Consider the following 18,575-nt stretch of genomic DNA (forward strand, 5'->3'; position numbering starts at 1 on the left):
TGAAGTTGTTGGTCGAATTTTTTCAACCCTAGAACAAAGAAATATTTAAGTTTAAACACTCAATATAAGGTAAGGAATAAGCATTTTCGGTTTAATATAATAATTGTCCATCTTTACACCTACTTTATTTTGGTATAAACGTATGAAACAACAGTAATTTACTTTTTGCTTAAATTCAATTTATTACTGAAGTTATAAAGCATAAGATAATTAAAACTAAACTAATAAAATTAAAATTTCACTGTATGGTATAAAACTCTCATTCTAATATGAACAACTAATTAACTAATTGTATAATAATAACTAACAAGCTTATGAAAATCAAATTAAACAGTAGGTTTTTCTTTTTTAGAAAAAAACTGCCAATAACACTTATAAATGCACTCTTTTTTATGTGTATTACAAGTGCTTTTGGTGCATCTGTAACTAGTAAAACAATCATCACAATTGAGAACAGTACACAGCAATCTGAAATTACTGGTACTGTAACTGACATAAATGGCCAACCTCTAGCAGGTGCCACTGTTTTAGAAAAAGGAACCCTTAATGGAGCACAAACAGATTTTGATGGAAAATTTTCAATAACACCATCAAATGCAAATGCTACTTTAGTGGTTTCATATATTGGATTCAAAACTAAAGAAGTAGCAATTAACAATCAAACCAACATAGCTATAACTTTAGAAGAAGATGTATCTGCTCTTGATGAAGTTGTTGTTGTGGGTTATGGTACGCAAAAGAAAGTAAACGTAACTGCTGCTGTTTCTGAAATTGGAACCGAAGTATTTGAAAATAGACCTACGGCCAATGCCGCACGATCTTTACAAGGTACAGTTCCTGGTCTGATAATTTCTAATACGACTTCAGGTGGAGAGCCAGGTGCCGATTCTGCCATTAACATTCGTGGTTTTGTAACAAGCCAAGGCGGAGTTATTCAAGATAATCCACCTTTAGTACTTATTGATGGTATCCGCATGAGTATAAACGATATTAACCCCGAGGATATAGAGTCTGTTTCTGTACTTAAAGATGCAGCAGCAGCAGCTATATATGGTTCTAACGCATCGGCAGGTGCCATTTTGGTAACCACTAAAAGCGGTAAAAATGCAAAAGGTAAAGCTAGAATAAGTTACAGGAGTAATATATCTTTCACGCAACCAACTACATATCCAAAATCTGCAAGTCCTATAGACTTTGCTTACACTATAAATGATGCACGAATTAATAACCGCCAAAATCCGTTTCATGATGAGACCGATTTAGCAAATATAAGAGCTAATATGGCAAATCCTGGGAGTGCGCCTTCTATAGTGAGTAATCCTACTGGTAATGCTTGGAATTATGGAGCGATTGGTATTGAAGGTACTGGAGCAACAAATTGGGATGACATCATCATAAAAAAATGGGCTCAAAGAACAAAACATGACTTAAGTATATCTGGTGGCACAGAAAAAGTAAACTACTATGTTTCTGCTGGTGCTTATGATGAAGACGGATTATTAACTCATGGAGACGAATCTTTCCAAAGGTATAACTTAGATGCGAAATTTGGTGCACAGGTTAATAAATGGTTAACCATAGAACTTTATAGCAAGTTCTTAAAAAGTTTTACTGATTTCCCTACGCAGGACGGTAGAGGAAGTGTTATTAGAAATAAAACTCAGGTATTAGATTTACTTACAAAAATAAAACCTACACTGCCGCAATTCGATCCTATTTACGGTGAAGAATTAATTACACATCAATATTATCCATTTTTTAAATACCAACGGTTTAAAACCAGAAATGATCAAGTAATTCTATCGCCTAAATTTATTGTTCAGGCCACAAAAGATCTCAAGTTAAACTTGGAATTAAACTATAGAAGAAATAACAATTTTCAAGAAACAATTCTTTTAGCGCATCAACAAATTGTTCCTAATGGTCTAGTAGATAGAAGACCTCAAGAACAATCTTCGTATTCACCTACAGTATCTAGAACCGAATATTTCTCACCAAATTTTTTCGCTACCTATGATAAAACTATAAATAATCATAATTTTAATCTAACCGCAGGTTTTCAGAGTGAGGTAAATAATTTTTATGCGCTTGCTGGATCCTCACCTTATTTAATTACCAACAACGTTGTTTCATTAAATGCTACGTTGGCGTCACCAGATCAACGTTCCGTTAGCGAAACTAAAAACCACTGGGCTACATTGGGTTATTTTGGTAGAATTAGATATAATTTTAAAGAAAAGTATTTATTGGAATTTACATACAGAAGAGATGGCTCTTCTCGTTTTGCTCCAGAAGACAGATGGGTAAGTGCTCCTAGTTTTTCTGCTGGGTACAACATTGCTAAAGAAGATTTTTGGCCTTTAGAGAGTATTAATACATTTAAACTAAGAGGCTCATACGGTACTTTGGGCAGTCAGCAGGTCGCACCAATTTACGGCTATCTAGCACCTATAAATACAAATGGAACAACAGCATTCTTATTTGGTGGCCAACAAGGTAATTTTTCTCAAACACCTGGATTTGCAGGTGAAAGCTTAACATGGGAAACTGTAAAAACTACAGACATAGGTTTTGATTTGGGTGCATTTAATAATAAGTTAACCGCGGCGTTTTCTTGGTATAGAGTAGATACAGAAGGCGTTATTGGCCCAGGTTTAGAGTTACCAGCAGTATTAGGAGCGACACCTCCTTTACGTAATGTTGGAACCGTTAGAGTACAAGGTTTTGATCTTGAAGTGACATGGAGACAACAATTTGGAGACTTTGGTTATAGTATAAGAGGAGTTCTAAATGATTATCAACAAACGGTTACTGAATTTCCAAATGAAACAAATCTACTTACCAGTAATTTTGCAGGACGTGATTTAGGCGATATCTATGGCTATGAAACCGATGGCTTATTTCAAAGCAATGAGGAAGCTACCGAATATACTGATGCCGTAGACCAAAGCTTTATCAACGGTTTTGCTTATGAAGCGGGAGATTTAAAATATGTAGATCAAAATGGCGACGGTGTTATTAACAATGGTGACAACACTGTAGAAAATAGTGGTGACCTTAAAGTTATAGGTAATTCTACGCCGCGTTACCAATATGGTTTTACGCTTAGCGTGAATTACAAAAATTGGGATTTCAATGCCTTTTTACAGGGTGTAGCTAAACGTGATGTAAATATGGTGCAAGGTAATTCCCAAGGATTTAGAGGACCATCTAACGGGCCATTCCATGCCTTTGTTTGGGAGGGACATTTAGATTATTTTAGACCAGAAGACACTACAAACCCATTAGGCCCTAATTTAGATGCTTATTTTCCAAAACCGTACATGAATGGTGGTGGTAGAACCAATAAAAACTATAGACAAAACACCTCGCACTTTATACAAAATGGTGCTTATATGAGACTTAAAAGTTTACAAATAGGATATTCAATTCCTAAAGATGTTATTAAAAAACTTAACATTGATAATATAAGAATGTACGTTACAGGTGAAAATTTATTTACTGTTAGTGATTTAATGTTTTTCGATCCTGAACAAGTAAGAGGGAGTATAGATCTGTTAGGTAGTGCATCGTCCTACCCACTATCAAGAATAGTTTCATTTGGAGTAAATGTATCATTTTAAAAAAAGAATAATTATGAAAAATATATTAAAACTATTTATTCTAAGTTCAATATTTTCATTTACAGCTTGTGAAGATTTCTTAGAGAGAATTCCTTTAGATGATGTTTCTGAAGCATCCTTTTACCGAAATGCCTCAGAACTTGAGGTTGCTGTAAATGGCTTTTATAACGATTTACCAGGGTGGCCAAATACAAGTGTTGGTTTTGCTATTTTACCAGACGCCAACACAGATTTATTGCTAACCGAAGATCCTAGCAATAGGTTAAGTGGATTAAGCTATGAAATACCCGCAACTACTAGTGGTAGCATATGGAGCTGGAATGAAGTAAGAGAAGCTAACTGGCTTATAGACAAGTTAGACCAAGCATCAGCTAGTAGTGATACTGAGCAAATTTTAATTGACCAATACTCTGGTGAAGCTTATTTTTTTAGAGCTTACTATTATTTTGAATTATTAAGAAGATATGGAGATTTACCAATATATCCTGAATACTTTGACAACAATGACACCGATCTTCTTTTTGCGCCAAGAGATCCTAGAAACGAAGTTGTAGATTTTATACTTTCAGATTTAGACACTGCTATAGGTCTAATGCAATCATTCGCCAACATCTCTACAAAACCAAGAATTAGTAGAGAAGCCGCTCAATTATTTAAAGCAAGAATAGCATTATATGAAGGTACTTGGGAAAAATACCATAATGGTACGCCTTTTGGTGTTGCAGGATCAGACGGAACTAATTATCTGCAAATAGCTGCTAATGCTGCTGAGGCTGTAATGAATAGTGGTGTATTTACTTTACACAGCGATTACAGCACCTTATTTAATCAAGTAGGCTTAAGTGATAATAATGAGGTAATACTTTGGAGAGATTATGATGCTTTACAGTTCTCAAACATTAATAATGTACTACAAATTTCTTGGCCTAATAGATGTGGATATACTAAGTTTGCCGTTGATAGTTATTTGTGTACAGACGGACAACCAATCTCAGTAAGCCCATTATTTAATGATGGAGATAATGAAAGTTTAGCCACTATTGAAAATAATAGAGACCCAAGGCTAGCAGCCACAATCATGGTGCCTGGAGACGTAGTAGAAATAAGAGATGGAGAAACAACTCTATGGGAATTCCCAGACTGGACAGATGCCAACACAGGTAATACCGGTTATGAAAGCCAAAAGTATAGAAACGTAAACTATGATGCCGATTTTAACAATTTTACCTTAAATACATCTAGAATTATTATGCGTTATGCTGAAGCCTTACTAATATTTGCTGAAGCTAAGGCTGAATTAGGAACCATAACACAGTCTGATTTAGATAGATCCATTAACCAATTACGTAATCGTGTTGGTATGCCTGGAATTACACTAGGAGCCATAACTACCGATCCTAACTGGCCAAATTATGGTTACACTTTAACACCTATTATTTATGAAGTACGCAGAGAACGTACTGTTGAATTAATGGCTGAAGGATTTAGAAATGATGACCTAAACAGATGGAGAGCACATGCCTTATTTGATGGAGACCAACCAAGAGGTGCATTTTATAATGATGGTATAGTGAATACTTTCCCTAATAATTCACCTTTAGATGCTGATGGTTTTTTATTACCATTTGCAGCCTTTGGTAATTTTAATTTTGATGAATCTAGAGCATATTTACAACCAATACCTCTAGATCAAATACAACTTAACCCTAACCTAACACAAAACCCAGGTTGGTAAAAAAACAGTTGATTAATAGTTAAATTGTTTGAGTTAGTTTAGTTAATAAGGATTGCCCAAAATTAGGTTTTGTTAAAATTTTTGTATGCTTTACATACAAACGCCTTACTCCTAATTTCTGGGCAATTCTTTATGTAAACAGTACTCTTAAACAATTAATAGTTACTTAAAAATGCTATTAAAACAATAAAATATTAATGATGCGCAAAACTGTACTTACTAAAATATAATATAAAAAAACTATATGTCTTCATCTAAAAATACTGCAGCAACCAATAATAATTTAGTACCAATAGTAATTATAGCTGGTTTATTCTTCATATTTGGTTTTGTAACGTGGATAAATGGTGCATTAATACCTTTTATGAAAACCATTAACGAATTAACCGATGCACAATCGTACTTAGTTGCTTCAGCCTCATATATTTCATTTGTTGTTATGGCACTACCAGCATCTTTTATTTTAAATAAAATAGGCTACAGAAAAGGCATGTCTCTAGGTTTAATAATAATGGCTATTGGAGCACTAATTTTTATTCCAGCTGCCGAAGCAAGAACATATTGGGTGTTTTTAACTGGCATTTTTATACAGGGCATTGGTATGACCTTATTACAAACCGCTGCAAATCCGTATATAACAATTTTAGGCCCAATTGAAAGTGGTGCCAAACGAATTGCTATTATGGGAATAGCAAACAAAGTAGCTGGTGCATTAGGTTCATTAATATTTGGTGCATTATTGCTATCAGGAATAGATAAAGTAAAAGAACAACTCAACACAGCATCAGTTGATGAAAAAGGAGTACTCTTAGATACCATGGCAGATAGTGTTTTTATGCCTTATTTAGTTATGGCTATGGTGCTTACAGTACTTGGTGTATTAATTAGAAAAGCACCTCTTCCACATGTAGAAGCTACAGACAATGAAAATGAAACAAATGATTTTACTACAAAAACTAGTATTTTTCAGTTTCCACACTTGTGGTTGGGCGTATTAACCCTGTTTGTTTATGTAGGCGCCGAGGTTATTGCTGGAGATACTATTATAGCTTATGGAATTTCATTAGGTTTTCCCGCTACCGAAGCAAAATTTTTCACAACGTTAACCCTACTGGCTATGGTATTTACCTACGCTATAGGTGTTGCTCTAATACCAAAATACTTAAAACAAGGAACTGCTCTTAAAATTAGTGCAGTATTAGGAATAGTTTTTAGTGTCTGTATATTGTTAACTAACGGCTTTACATCCGTTTTATTTGTTGCGGCACTAGGTATTTCTAACGCCTTAGTTTGGCCTGCTGTATGGCCATTAACGTTAGAAGGTTTAGGAAAATTCACTAAAACAGGTTCTGCATTATTAATCATGGCCATTTCTGGTGGAGCCATTATCCCGCCTCTTTATGGTAGAATGGTTGATGCCAACAAACATGAACTTGTTACTAGTGGAATTAATGAAGTAAATGCCTTGGCAACAGCATCAACTAACAGTTATTGGATATTAATCCCCTGCTATATTATAATTCTGTTTTTTGCTGTTTGGGGACATAAATATAAAAGTTGGTCAAAATCAAAATAAATATTAAATAAATAAAATACCATGTTAAAGAGTAGTATAGACAAAGCAACAGGTTTTGAAAAAAGATTTGAAAATGTAGGTACAGTAGTTTTTGAAAACTCTACTGTAGCTTCAAAAGCTGTAGCAAAGGAAATAGCAGATTTAATACGGGTAAAACAAGCCCAAAAACAACCATGTATTTTAGGATTAGCAACAGGATCGTCACCAAAAGGACTTTATGCTGAATTGGTACGTTTACATAAAGAAGAAGGACTAAGCTTTAAAAATGTGGTATCCTTCAATTTAGATGAATACTATCCTATGGAACCAGATTCTGTGAATAGTTACGTGCGTTTTATGAAAGAACTTTTATTTAACCATGTAGATATTTTACCCGAAAATTACCATATCCCTGATGGCCTATTACCTAAAGAAGATATTGCTGATTACTGTAGTCAGTACGAAGCTAAAATTGAAGCTTTGGGAGGTATCGATTTACAGATATTAGGAATTGGCGGTAACGGGCATATTGGCTTTAATGAGTCTGGTTCTTTACAAAACTCAAAAACCAGATTGGTAGCATTAGATCATATAACAAGAGTGGCTGCTAGCGGTGATTTTTCTGGCTTAAAAAATACTCCAAGAACTGCAATTACCTTAGGAGTAAAAAAAATAATGGAGGCAAAAAGAGTTATCCTTATGGCATGGGGAGAAGGAAAATCTAATATTATAAAGGCTTCAGTAGAAGATACAGTAACCAACCTTGTACCAGCTTCTTACCTACAAGAACATAATAATGCCACATTTGTACTAGATCAAGCTGCTGCCTCAAAACTAACCCGTATCAATACGCCTTGGCTAGTAGAAAAAATTGCTTGGACAGACAAGCTTATACGTAAAGCGGTTCTAGGCTTAGCCTTAAATTTAAAAAAGCCAATTTTAATGCTTACCGATGCCGATTATATTGAAAACGGTATGAGTGATTTATTAGCAGATTCCGGACCAGCTTACGACATTAATATAAAGATATTCAACAAACTTCAAAACACCATTACAGGATGGCCTGGTGGTAAACCAAATGCAGATGATAGTAAGCGACCAGAACGTGCTGAACCTGCAAAAAAACGTGTACTAATCTTTAGTCCACACCCAGATGACGACATTATTAGTATGGGAGGTACGTTTAAACGATTACATGAACAAGGGCATGAAGTACATGTAGGATACCAAACCTCTGGTAATATTGCAGTTTCTGATGATGAAGCATTACGATTTGCCAGTTTTGTTTGTGATTATAACGATAAGTTTGGTATAGAAAGTACCGAAGCTGAAAATATCTACAAGAAAGCCTCAGCATTCCTTAAAAACAAAAAAGCAAGTGAAATAGATATTCCTGAAGTAAGATATATAAAGGGATTAATTAGAAAAGGAGAAGCCCAATCTACTTGTTATTTTGTTGGAATACCAGATAGCCAAATTCATTTTATGGAACTCCCCTTTTACGAAACTGGTTCTATAGAAAAAAAGCCTTTAGGAGAGCAAGACATAAAAATTACTATGGATTTAATTGAAAAAATTAAACCTCACCAAATATATGCAGCTGGCGACTTAGCAGATCCTCATGGCACTCATAAAGTTTGCTTAGATGCTGTTTTTGAATCTGTTAAACGATTAAAACCTAAAAAATTCATGAAAGATTGCTGGGTTTGGCTATACAGAGGCGCATGGCAAGAATGGGGAATTGATGAAATTGAAATGGCAGTACCTATGGGACCAGACCAAGTTTTAGAAAAAAGAAAAGGTATTTTTAAACACCAATCACAAAAAGATGGTGTGGTATTTCAGGGCACTGATAGTAGGGAGTTTTGGCAACGTGCTGAAGACAGAAATGGTGAAACCGCACATATTTACCATAAATTAGGTCTAGCGCATTATGCTGCAATGGAGGCTTTTGTTAGATGGATGTATTAACATGAGTATTGGCAGAACACTTCCATCTTAACTTATTTCAGGACGGGACATTGTAATAAAAAAAGCCCTTGCATAAATGCAAGGGCTTTTTTGTCGGGGTGGCAGGATTCGAACCTGCGACCTCCGCGTCCCAAACGCGGCGCGATAACCGGGCTACGCTACACCCCGAATTTTGGTTATCTTTATTTTGCGGAGAGACCGGGATTCGAACCCGGGCAACACTTACGCGTTGACAGATTAGCAATCTGCTCCATTACCACTCTGGCACCTCTCCTAAATTTCTTAATGAACTTTAGCAACCTAAATTGCGGATGCAAATGTAATTTAAACATTATAAGAACGCAACTATTTTATTTAAATTTTTGTAAAAATTATTCAGGATATTCTATACGTAAATGGTAAATGTTTGCAAGCTTGTGTTTTAGCACTTTTTTTATAGATTGAATTTCTTTAAACGTAATATTAGCATTTAAAAATTGCTCTTCATCTATTTGTTTATTTATAATGTTTTCAACAAATGCATCAATTTTTGTGGATGTTGGATTTTTTAAACTTTTAGATGCAGCCTCTACACTATCGCACATCATTAAAATAGCCGTTTCTTTACTAAATGGCTTTGGTCCGGGGTATCTAAATAAATCAGAATCTATATCCTTATCCATTTCTTTTGCCTTCATATAAAAATAGTAAACTACGCTTGTACCATGGTGCGTTCTAATAAAATCTATTACACGATCGGGCAAATTATTTTTTCTGGCAATTTCGATACCATTTATAACATGATCGGTAATAATTCTTGCACTTTCTTTTGAAGACAACTCATCATGCGGATTAATTCCTGTAGATTGGTTCTCTGTAAAATAATTTGGGTTTACCATTTTACCAATATCATGGTATAAGGCTCCTACCCTAACCAACATAGCATTTGCTCCTATTTCGTTTGCTGAAGCTTCAGCTAGATTTGCAACATTTAAGGAATGGTGAAATGTTCCAGGAGATACATTTGATAATTCCTTTAAAAGCTTGGTATTAGTGTCTGAAAGTTCTAAAAGCGACACATCGGAGACCAATCCAAACATTTTCTCGTAGGCATAAATTAACGGCTGTACAAATAAGGTTGCAAGACCACAAAGAATAAACAATAAAAATGTATTCCAATTAATAGTTTCTATACTGCCTTCATGAATTACAAAAAACGCAAAATATGCTACAATATAAATAAGTGTAATCTGTCCTACAGATATAAATAAATTTGCGCGCTTGTAGAGTTCAGATACGGTTAAAATAGTTACAATTCCAGCTAGAATTTGTAAAAACATATACTCATAACTATTAGGTACAATAGACCCGAGTAATAGTACCGTAATTACATGGGTAAACATGCCTAATCTAGCATCGAAAAAAGCTTTTAGTACCAAAGGCAACATACATAATGGTACTACATAAAGATACTCTGAGTTATAATTTACAACCAAAGTGGTTATAAACACCATTAATAATACATTAAAGAAAATAAACGTAACCTTAGTATTATTATCAAAAACTTCTATCCTATATTTTCTTAAAAATAATAATAGCATTAATAGTGCTAGTGCCACTAATAATGTATATGCAAACAATATCCAGTTGTAATTGGCCTCATTCCAAACCTGCGACTCATATTCAGATTGTAGCGATTTTAGCTTCTGAAATTTGTCACCTTCTACTACTTCGCCTTTTGAAATAATTAGTGTGCCGCGTTCTACACTGCCCCGTGTGTAAGATATCTTGTTTAGTTCGTCCTGTAATGCTTTTTCGGTAAAGGACTTGTTGTATGTTAAATTAGGTTCTACAATATCAAAAAATATTGATGTAAACTTAGAAGCATAAGTATTTAATCCCTCAGAACTTAACTTTCTTTCTATAAAAGACTTAAGGTCTTCTTGCTCAATTAAATTTTCGTAAACCGTATTTCGCTTTTTTACATTTCCACTTAGAATTTCTACAATCCTATCATCGCCAAAAGTATAAGTATCAGATAACAGCCCTAGAGTATATAAATTTTCTAAAACATCTTTTCCTGAACTTTTTAATTTATTTAATGTTGCTCTGGGTAGTGAATCGGAAAATGTGTTTGAAAATGCAATATCGTAAGCATCAAGGGCAGTTACTTTTACTGTTTCATCCTCATCAAAATATAAAGGTGCCTGACTTTCAATAGAGCGTTTTTCAGAATTAATCTCGTCTTCAGCTTTTTTAATAGCAAAATCAAAAGGAGCGTATAAATTCTCAGATTGCCAAGGCTTCCCCCTTTCAAAATTGTATTTAAATTTTCCACTCTTAGGAAACAAATACACAATTAAAAACGTGGTACATACAAACAATAAAGCTTTGTAAATCAGTGAATGATTTCTGTATAGCTTATTTATGAAGTCTTTCATAGAAGGAGGATAATATTGTCAAATGTAATAAATTCTGTGGGTTATCTAGAATCTTATAATCCAATTAATCCTTATTCTATCTATTAAAAAATGATTATTTTCGCCTTAACTAATTTTAAATTTTCATTATGAATTCAGAAGTAGTTATTGTATCCGCTGCAAGAACCCCAATTGGTAGTTTTTTAGGTGCGTTATCAACTGTACCTGCTACTAAATTGGGTGCCATTGCCATAAAGGGCGCATTACATAAAATTAATTTAAAACCAGAGCTTGTAGACGAAGTGTTTATGGGCAATGTAGTACAGGCAGGCAACGGGCAGGCACCAGCAAGACAAGCCGCATTAGGTGCCGGTATTCCCAATACTGTGCCTTGTACAACCGTAAATAAAGTTTGTGCTTCTGGTATGAAAGCTGTAATGCATGGCGCACAAGCTATTGCTTTGGGTGATGCAGAAATTGTAGTTGCTGGCGGAATGGAAAATATGAGTTTAATTCCGCACTATTTATATGCCAGAACTGGTACAAAATTTGGACCAGGAACTTTAATAGATGGCTTACAGCGTGATGGTTTGGTTGATGCGTACGATAAAAACGCCATGGGTGTTTGTGCTGATGCTTGCGCTACAGAATATAACTTTTCTCGTGAAGCTCAAGACAACTACGCAATACAATCCTACAAAAGATCTGAAGCTGCATGGAACTCTGGTAAATTTAATAATGAAGTTGTACCTGTTGAAGTACCACAACGCCGTGGTGAACCAATAATTGTTGATACAGATGAAGAATTTACCAAAGTAAATCTCGATAAAATTCCAAGTTTACGTCCTGCATTCACAAAAGAAGGTACGGTAACTGCCGCTAATGCTTCTACTATTAACGACGGTGCTGGTGCTGTAGTTTTAATGCGTAAGGAAAAGGCTGAAGCACTAGGTTTAAAAGTTTTGGCAACTATTAAAAGTTATGCAGATGCAGCCCAAGAACCAGAATGGTTTACAACAGCACCTGCTAAGGCTTTACCAAAGGCACTTGCTAAAGCTAGCATCTCCCAAGATGATGTGGATTATTTTGAATTTAATGAAGCGTTTTCTGTGGTAGCCTTAGCTAACATGAAAATTCTAGGATTAACCGATGATAAAGTTAATGTAAATGGTGGTGCGGTTTCCTTAGGACATCCGTTAGGGTGTTCTGGCGTTAGGATTTTAATTACGCTGCTTAACGTTTTAGAACAAAACAATGCCAAAATTGGTGCGGCAGCTATATGTAACGGTGGCGGTGGAGCTTCTGCCATGGTAATAGAACGTTCTTAATAAGAAGTGTGGAAGTATGCAGTAAACAGTAACACTTAGCAGTAAACACTCAAATTTTTATTACCATTACCTTTTATTATGAATATGATACTCCAACAAAACTTAATTAATTTAATTGTTAAAATAAATGGTAGCTATAGCAAGTGTTACAATTTTAATAATTAATAAAATAAGAAATAGTTAATAATTCTTATGCAATACGGAATTTGTAATTTAAGTATCGTTCCTTTACGATTTGAAGCCTCCGATAAAAGTGAATTAGTATCGCAGGTATTATATGGTGAATGGTTTAAAGTGATTGAAACACGTAAAAACTGGAGCAAAATCCGTTTAGCTTTTGATAAATACGAAGGTTGGATTGATAACAAACAATATGTAGCTATTGAAGCTGAAGATTACGAAACACTAAGCTCTGAAAACTTAAAACTTTCCATGGATTTAGTAGAATTTGTTCAAGATGAAAACGGACAACTCTACCCCATTCAATTAGGTGCAACACTAAACGGGCTACATCTTTTAAAACATAAGTTTGATGGTACTTTAACCGAAGGCGTTATTAGTAAAAATAATATTGTTCAAACTGCATTTATATATTTAAACAGCCCGTATTTATGGGGCGGAAAAACACCCTTTGGAATCGACTGCTCTGGTTTTACTCAAATGGTATATAAACTAAATGGCTACACATTGCTTCGTGATGCCTCCCAACAAGCCACACAAGGCGAAGCTTTAAGCTTTATAGAAGAAAGCGAACCCGGAGACTTGGCTTTTTTTGATAATAATGAAGGTGATATTATTCATGTTGGTATCATCATGAAAGACAATTACATTATCCACGCTCACGGTAAAGTGAGGATTGACCGACTAGACCATTCTGGAATTTATAATGTAGACACTAAAATGCATACACATAAATTGCGAGTGATTAAGAAGGTGGTTTAGAATTGCGCTTAGTTAGGATTATTCGCTACGCTTTTTAATAATAAAAATCACAAAAACCTAGCATGCCAACTTTCGCTAGCAGGGACTTCCCAATTTTCTTTAAACTCTGCTATGTTGTTTACTAAGTTGTTAAAAACAATAGTATTTTTAGAAATGGCACGCTGTTTTGCCATTTTTTTGAAGTCGGTTAATGATTTGTAAGCAATAAATTCGCCTTGTTTGTAAGACACATTCATTTTATCCATTAAATCTACGTTGTATTCTTTTTCTAATTGTTGAATAAAATGTACAGAGGCATCAATAGAACATCCAGTAGCTGCATTTAAGTTTTGATTTAACCCTAAAACTATAAACCGCTTGTATTTAATAACATAACCTGCCTGTAAGTCACTCCCATGTGCTGTCCAGTTTTCAATAAAAACGTTTAATTTGGTTTCTATTTCGGCGATTTCCTCTGGAGTAAACGAACGGTTGGCTTGATATATCCAAACTCTTGATTCTTCTGGTAATTTATTGAAGTCTACTAACATTATGTTGATTTACGATTTTAGAATAACGATTGATAATTTAAAAAACACTCTCTACTGCGTTTGATGTAACACTGGACACTGCTTATAAATTTCCTGTATTAGCAATTAATTCAGCGATATCAAGAACCTCAATTTCAGCTTCCTTTTCTTTAGCTTTAATACCATCAGTCATCATAGTATTGCAATACGGGCAACCGGTTGCAATAATATTAGGATTGGTTTCTAGCGCATCTTCGGTTCTCAAAATATTAATATCCTTATCCCCTTTTTCTGGTTCTTTAAACATTTGTGCACCACCTGCACCACAACATAAAGCTGTACTTTTGTGGCGTTTCATTTCTACCAAATTTGCTTTGGTGTTTTGTAACACTTCCCGTGGGGCGTTGTATTCGTTATTGGCTCTACCTAAATAACATGGGTCGTGAAAGGTAATGCGTTTGCCTTTATAGGTATCACCAGAAACTTTTAATCGTCCAGAGGCTATTAAATCTTTAATGTATTGTGTATGATGAAATACCTGGTAACTACCGCCTAAACTTGGATACTCATTTTTTATACAGTTATAGGAATGTGGGTCGCAGGTTACAATCTTTTTTATTTCGTAACCGTTGAGCAACTCAATATTCATTACAGCTTGCATTTGAAACAAAAACTCGTTTCCTGCGCGTTTTGCAATATCACCTGTACTGCTTTCTTCTTGTCCAAGTACTGCAAAATCTACATTTGCAGCGTTAAGGATTTTCACGAAAGCTTTGGTTATTTTTTTAGCACGATCATCATAACTTCCAGCGGAACCTACCCAAAATAAAATTTCTGGTTGTTTGCCTTCTGCCATGAATTCTGCCATTGTTTTTACTTTGAGTGTTTCGCTCATAGTGTATGCTTTTTAAAAGTTACAATCTAAATATTGTAGACGTTTATGTTATGTTTTGGACGGTACTCGCGTTAGGGATTGAGGCATTTGTTGAAGCTCCTCGACGCAGGAGAGAGCGACTGCCGAAAGCCCGACCCCTTGTGGGTAACGCCATAGTTATTCGTCTTTCCAGTTTAATCGGTCCATTTGGTTATAAGGCCAAGGCGCACCGTTGTTTTCTATGTTAGACATCATATTATTTAATTCTGAAGGTGCTGCACTTTGCTCCATAACCAAATAGCGACGCATGTCTAAAATAATAGACAATGGGTTGATGCTTACCGGACACTCCTCTACGCAGGCGTTACAGGTTGTGCATGCCCAAAGCTCCTCAGCTGTGATGTAATCGCCCAATAATTGTTTGCCATCGTCTTTGAATTCGCCATTATTGGCATCGATATTTTTACCAACTTCTTCTAGCCTATCCCTAGTATCCATCATAATTTTTCTAGGGGAAAGCTTTTTACCTGTTAGGTTTGCAGGACACGCCGATGTACAACGCCCGCATTCTGTACAGGTGTAAGCATTTAATAACTGAATTTGGCTTAAATCTTGTACATCGCTGGCACCAAACTTGGCAGGGATATCATCTTCTGCGCCTTCGGCTGGAGCTGCAAAAGGGTCGGCATCTGGATCCATCATCAGTTTTACCTCTTTTGTTACAGCATCTAAATTATTGAATTGCCCTTGTGGATTTAAACCTCCAAAATACACATTTGGGAATGCTAAAATTATATGTAAATGTTTTGAAAAATAAAGATAATTAAGGAAAATAAGAATACCTATAATGTGTAACCACCATGCACCACGCTCTATAATATGCAGCGTTCCTTCAGTTAATCCTGAGAACCAAGGTGCTATGTATTGGCTTATTACATTTCCTGTGTTTAGTGATTGAAATTCTACATCGGTAGCATTCATAACCAAAAAGAGCGTCATTAACACCACTTCAAAATATAGGATTAAATTCCCATCTGTTTTTGGCCATCCAGTCATTTCGCTCTTCATAAAACGAGCCAACTTTAGCACATTTCGTCGTATCCAAAAAACGATAACTGTTATAAGCACTAAGCAGGCTAAAATTTCGAACGTGCCTATTAAAAAGCCGTAAACGGAAACTGGTAGAACCTTTAAACCTATGCGGTGCGTACCGAACAGCCCATCAATAATAATTTCTAAAACTTCAATATTTATAATGATAAAACCAACATAAACTACTACGTGCAAGAGTCCAGAAATTGGCCTACGTACCATTTTACTTTGGCCTAGAGCAATGTTTATTACGTTTTTCCAGCGCTGGGATTTATTATTGGAAGCATCTACATCGTGTCCCAACTTAATATTCCTAATAAGTTTTTTAACGTTTTTTGTAAAATAACCAATACCGATTATTAATGTTATGGCGAAAAGTATGTTAGGTAAATAAGTCATAAACTACACGGCTAATTAATCTTCGTCTTTTATTTCGTTTCCTTCGGCATCGTAACGTTTTGGCTTTTTACCAAATAATGAAAAGTGTACGTATCGCTTAGGGTTTAATTTCATGTCTTGTAGCAATTGTTCTAATTGCAGGCTTGCTCCTTCTAAATTATCATACAACCCTTCGTCTTTAAGAAGTTTTCCTATAGAGCCTTCGCCACTGTTTATTTTTGCACTAATACCATTAAAATTCTGAATTGTAGATTCTAGGGCTTTAATGGTTTGTTTTAGATCTGCTTCTGCTAATTCGTTTGTAGTTTTAGATAGGTTTGAAGAAATATTCTCCACATTATCTAAGGTAGTATTTAATTTTTCCTGGTTTAAAGCAACTAGAGTTTTTAACGAGGAGGATGTGCTTTTAAAGTTTTGCATCACATCATTTAATCCTGCAACGCTAGCCCTAAGGTTTTCCTTGGTTTTAGCATCAAAAACATCATTAATGTTAGAAAGTAATGAGTCTGCACCCACCATCATAATTTCAATTTTTTCTTGTAGCGGTGTTAGGCGCTGGTTTACCAATTCGGTTAAGCCAGCTTTAACTCGCCCTTCTAAAAAATCGCCATCTTCTGCTGTTTCAGCGCCATCAAAAGCAGGAATGATAGCTATTGCTTTTCCTCCTATTAAACCTGTTTCGTATAGTTCTGCCTTACTGTTTTTAGAGAATTCAAAATTACTATCTACCATTAGTTCAATAGAAAGTTTCCCAGAACCATCACCTTTAAAACCAATGCTAGTTACCTTACCAACTTTTAATCCATTAATGGTTACTGGTGTTGATGGTACTAAGCCTTCAACATTGTTATATTCGGTATAAAACGTATCGGAAGGGTTGAATAAATCTTTGCCTTTTAAGTAGTTAAAGCCATAAATAAACAAAACTATACCAGATAAGACTAATGCGCCTACTTTTACCTCTCGTGAAATTTTCAAAATTTGCTTTCTTTTAAAAACAAATTTAAAATAAATTTAGATAGGAACTTATTAATTTGACCTTGTTTTTAGAACATCGGCTAATGGAACGTTGTTACCATCTTTAAAAGCTACTACAAAACTTGAGGTGTAGCCTTTGGCTTTTGCTTCTTTAACCAAGGACTTAGCTTGATTATAATCTGAAGTACTGCCGTAAAAATATTTATATAAATTGCCTTGTGTAGCTCTAGAAATATTATTTAAGCCTTTAAAATTATAGGGTTTTGGTTCTAATTTTCTAGAACTAGCAGCTATTTGAACTTTAAACGTAACACCCTCAAACTCCATTTCATCTTCTTCAATTAAATCTTTTGTATTGATTTCGCTTACAGTATTAAGTTCTATAGTTTTTTTATAATTAAGGATAGCCTCTGTAATAGATTTAGACATTTCTAACTGACCTTTTCTTGAGTTTAAGTATCTCCCTTCCTTATTATTAGTTAAAAACCCTAATTCTACCAAAACACTAGGCATTACGGTTTGGTGTAATACTATAAAACCTGCCTGTTTTACCTTTCTGTTTTTACGGTTTAGTTTTACAAAATTGTCTTGAATTAAACTTGCTAGATAAATACTTTGGTCTAAATACTCCTCCAGTCCAAGAATAATAGAAATAGCATCTTCTGGAGAGTTTGGGTTAAAGCCTGCATAGTTTTTTTCGTGGTCGTCCTCCTTGAAAATTACCGAGTTTTCTTTTTTAGCAACCTCAAAATTAGTTTTGTTTCTGTGCAACCCTAAAACAAAAGTACCAGCACCGTAGGCTTGCGAGGTATGTGAATCGCAGTGTACTGACACAAATAAATCTGCCTTTGCTTTATTGGCAATCTTACCACGAACAAATAATTCTACAAACTCATCTGTTTTTCTAGTGTATACTACTTTTATATTTGGGTTTTTCTCTAGTTGTTTCCCCACTTCTAGAACAACTTTTAAGGCAATGTCCTTTTCCCTGTAGCCATTTCCTAAATTTCCAGGGTCTTTACCACCGTGGCCTGCATCTAAAACCACAACAAATTTATCCTTCGTTTGTGCTTCAGTAAAGGACGAAAATGTTAATACTATTATAAAACATACGAAACTTAATACTGTGTTCGTTTTCATTTGGTAATTGTTAAAGTTTGAATTTATCAT

The 18,575-nt window shown here is 34.9% G+C and carries 12 protein-coding genes and 2 tRNA genes; 6 read left to right on the forward strand and 8 right to left on the reverse strand.

The window, feature by feature from the left end; all coding sequences use genetic code 11:
* Window positions 1–314: 314 nt before the first annotated feature.
* From CLV33_RS04020 to nagB, 4 genes are all read left to right on the forward strand, one after another.
* A complete protein-coding gene (locus tag CLV33_RS04020) occupies window positions 315–3,623 on the forward strand; it encodes a SusC/RagA family TonB-linked outer membrane protein (RefSeq protein WP_105472819.1) in 3,309 nt (1,102 codons plus the stop codon).
* Window positions 3,624–3,636: 13 nt separating this feature from the next.
* Window positions 3,637–5,358 carry a RagB/SusD family nutrient uptake outer membrane protein gene (locus CLV33_RS04025; RefSeq protein WP_170063971.1) on the forward strand — a complete coding sequence of 574 codons (1,722 nt, stop codon included), beginning with the start codon at window positions 3,637–3,639 and terminating at the stop codon, window positions 5,356–5,358.
* A gap of 244 nt (window positions 5,359–5,602) precedes the next feature.
* Window positions 5,603–6,934: a sugar MFS transporter gene (locus CLV33_RS04030; RefSeq protein WP_105472821.1), complete on the forward strand. Its 1,332-nt coding sequence runs from the start codon at window positions 5,603–5,605 to the stop codon at window positions 6,932–6,934.
* 21 nt (window positions 6,935–6,955) lie between these two features.
* On the forward strand, window positions 6,956–8,884 hold the full coding sequence (gene nagB / locus CLV33_RS04035) for a glucosamine-6-phosphate deaminase (RefSeq protein ID WP_105472822.1): 1,929 nt from the start codon (window positions 6,956–6,958) through the stop codon (window positions 8,882–8,884).
* 93 nt (window positions 8,885–8,977) lie between these two features.
* Here the strand turns inward: nagB and CLV33_RS04040 are convergent.
* The 3 genes from CLV33_RS04040 to CLV33_RS04050 form a co-directional block, all read right to left on the reverse strand.
* Window positions 8,978–9,052 (reverse strand) — tRNA-Pro (locus tag CLV33_RS04040).
* A 22-nt stretch (window positions 9,053–9,074) separates the two neighbouring features.
* A tRNA-Ser gene (locus tag CLV33_RS04045) sits at window positions 9,075–9,158 on the reverse strand.
* Between the two features lie 97 nt (window positions 9,159–9,255).
* The gene (locus tag CLV33_RS04050) at window positions 9,256–11,304 is read right to left on the reverse strand and encodes an HD family phosphohydrolase (protein ID WP_105472823.1); all 2,049 of its coding nucleotides are present in this window, start codon (window positions 11,302–11,304) and stop codon (window positions 9,256–9,258) included.
* A gap of 128 nt (window positions 11,305–11,432) precedes the next feature.
* Here CLV33_RS04050 and CLV33_RS04055 point away from each other — a divergent pair, with 128 nt between their 5' ends.
* Window positions 11,433–12,611, forward strand: coding sequence for an acetyl-CoA C-acyltransferase (locus CLV33_RS04055; RefSeq protein ID WP_105472824.1), 1,179 nt, complete (start codon window positions 11,433–11,435; stop codon window positions 12,609–12,611).
* A 192-nt stretch (window positions 12,612–12,803) separates the two neighbouring features.
* Window positions 12,804–13,553 carry a C40 family peptidase gene (locus CLV33_RS04060; RefSeq protein ID WP_042243301.1) on the forward strand — a complete coding sequence of 250 codons (750 nt, stop codon included), beginning with the start codon at window positions 12,804–12,806 and terminating at the stop codon, window positions 13,551–13,553.
* Window positions 13,554–13,600: 47 nt separating this feature from the next.
* Here CLV33_RS04060 and CLV33_RS04065 read toward each other — a convergent pair whose 3' ends face one another.
* From CLV33_RS04065 to CLV33_RS04085, 5 genes are all read right to left on the reverse strand, one after another.
* The gene (locus CLV33_RS04065; RefSeq protein WP_042243298.1) at window positions 13,601–14,083 is read right to left on the reverse strand and encodes a hypothetical protein; all 483 of its coding nucleotides are present in this window, start codon (window positions 14,081–14,083) and stop codon (window positions 13,601–13,603) included.
* A gap of 82 nt (window positions 14,084–14,165) precedes the next feature.
* Window positions 14,166–14,957: a (Fe-S)-binding protein gene (locus CLV33_RS04070; RefSeq protein ID WP_105472825.1), complete on the reverse strand. Its 792-nt coding sequence runs from the start codon at window positions 14,955–14,957 to the stop codon at window positions 14,166–14,168.
* Between the two features lie 156 nt (window positions 14,958–15,113).
* A complete protein-coding gene (locus CLV33_RS04075) occupies window positions 15,114–16,427 on the reverse strand; it encodes a (Fe-S)-binding protein (RefSeq protein WP_105472826.1) in 1,314 nt (437 codons plus the stop codon).
* Window positions 16,428–16,442: 15 nt separating this feature from the next.
* On the reverse strand, window positions 16,443–17,405 hold the full coding sequence (locus CLV33_RS04080) for an MlaD family protein (protein WP_105472827.1): 963 nt from the start codon (window positions 17,403–17,405) through the stop codon (window positions 16,443–16,445).
* A 51-nt stretch (window positions 17,406–17,456) separates the two neighbouring features.
* Entirely contained in the window at window positions 17,457–18,545 is a 1,089-nt protein-coding gene (locus CLV33_RS04085; protein WP_105473124.1) for an N-acetylmuramoyl-L-alanine amidase, read from the reverse strand.
* Window positions 18,546–18,575: the final 30 nt, after the last annotated feature.

This window comes from Jejuia pallidilutea (assembly GCF_002973595.1).
In the GTDB taxonomy this organism is placed as follows: Bacteria; Bacteroidota; Bacteroidia; order Flavobacteriales; family Flavobacteriaceae; genus Jejuia; species Jejuia pallidilutea.

Coding starts and splice junctions, on each gene's coding strand:
- CLV33_RS04030 (WP_105472821.1), top strand. CDS start 5,603: ATGTCTTCATCTAAAAATACTGCAGCAACCAATAATAATTTAGTACCA.
- CLV33_RS04025 (WP_170063971.1), top strand. CDS start 3,637: ATGAAAAATATATTAAAACTATTTATTCTAAGTTCAATATTTTCATTT.
- CLV33_RS04065 (WP_042243298.1), bottom strand. CDS start 14,083: ATGTTAGTAGACTTCAATAAATTACCAGAAGAATCAAGAGTTTGGATA.
- CLV33_RS04020 (WP_105472819.1), top strand. CDS start 315: ATGAAAATCAAATTAAACAGTAGGTTTTTCTTTTTTAGAAAAAAACTG.
- CLV33_RS04050 (WP_105472823.1), bottom strand. CDS start 11,304: ATGAAAGACTTCATAAATAAGCTATACAGAAATCATTCACTGATTTAC.
- CLV33_RS04075 (WP_105472826.1), bottom strand. CDS start 16,427: ATGACTTATTTACCTAACATACTTTTCGCCATAACATTAATAATCGGT.
- CLV33_RS04085 (WP_105473124.1), bottom strand. CDS start 18,545: ATGAAAACGAACACAGTATTAAGTTTCGTATGTTTTATAATAGTATTA.
- CLV33_RS04060 (WP_042243301.1), top strand. CDS start 12,804: ATGCAATACGGAATTTGTAATTTAAGTATCGTTCCTTTACGATTTGAA.
- CLV33_RS04070 (WP_105472825.1), bottom strand. CDS start 14,957: ATGAGCGAAACACTCAAAGTAAAAACAATGGCAGAATTCATGGCAGAA.
- nagB (WP_105472822.1), top strand. CDS start 6,956: ATGTTAAAGAGTAGTATAGACAAAGCAACAGGTTTTGAAAAAAGATTT.
- CLV33_RS04055 (WP_105472824.1), top strand. CDS start 11,433: ATGAATTCAGAAGTAGTTATTGTATCCGCTGCAAGAACCCCAATTGGT.